The organism is Dyella jejuensis, assembly GCF_044904675.1.
Lineage (GTDB): Bacteria > Pseudomonadota > Gammaproteobacteria > Xanthomonadales > Rhodanobacteraceae > Dyella_B > Dyella_B jejuensis.
This window is the reverse complement of the sequence record NZ_JADIKJ010000056.1, coordinates 1-623: the sequence shown is the minus strand read 5'-3', so window position 1 is coordinate 623 and position 623 is coordinate 1. Positions and strand designations below refer to the sequence as shown.

At 58.6% G+C, this 623-nt stretch carries 1 protein-coding gene; it reads right to left on the bottom strand.

From position 1 onward, the window contains the following. Positions 1-623: glycosyltransferase family protein (locus tag ISP15_RS18245; protein WP_404549415.1), on the bottom strand; the 623-nt coding region annotated here is incomplete at both ends.

Genomic DNA, 623 nt, shown 5'->3' with positions numbered 1-623 from the left:
TAGTAAGTCGTACGTCTTTTGCGGTGAAAAGTTCTCCCAAAAACTCGAGATCCGGCTGTTGGAATCGCCTTAGAATCGAGTTGATGTTTTCCACGACCTCCGCCTCCCGAATCACTGCAAGCTCTTGCTCAGGGAGATCGGCGGCTTGCCGGAAGATCGGCAACGGGGATGTGGCTGGTGGAATATCGAACGCGCCACCCACGAAGATAGTCGGAATGCGCAGTGCGCGCGCCGCCAGCACCGCAGTGGGCGCGTTGACATACACCAGCAGTTTCGGGCCTATTCCGGTGAGCAGCGCTATCCATGCCTCCGCAGCCGCAGCAAGCCCAGCGGGGTCTGCGTAACCTAATCCCCACAACTGGTCGGCAAAATTAAGCGCACCCCCTTGGTGAGGTGCGGGATGCCGCGCAATACGAAGTATGGGGGCCTGAAGTAGCGGAAAGTCGTCGGCTGAGAAGAAGAATCGGGTCGCCGCGTTCAAGTCGCTGACAGCCAAAACCACCTCGTGGCCAGTAGCGCGATAGGCACGCGCCATGGCGAGCATGGAACCGAGGTGCCCCCAGTTATTTGCGAATTCGCCAGCTATAAGAACTCGCCCTTTACCTTGCGGATTCGGCGTGTCG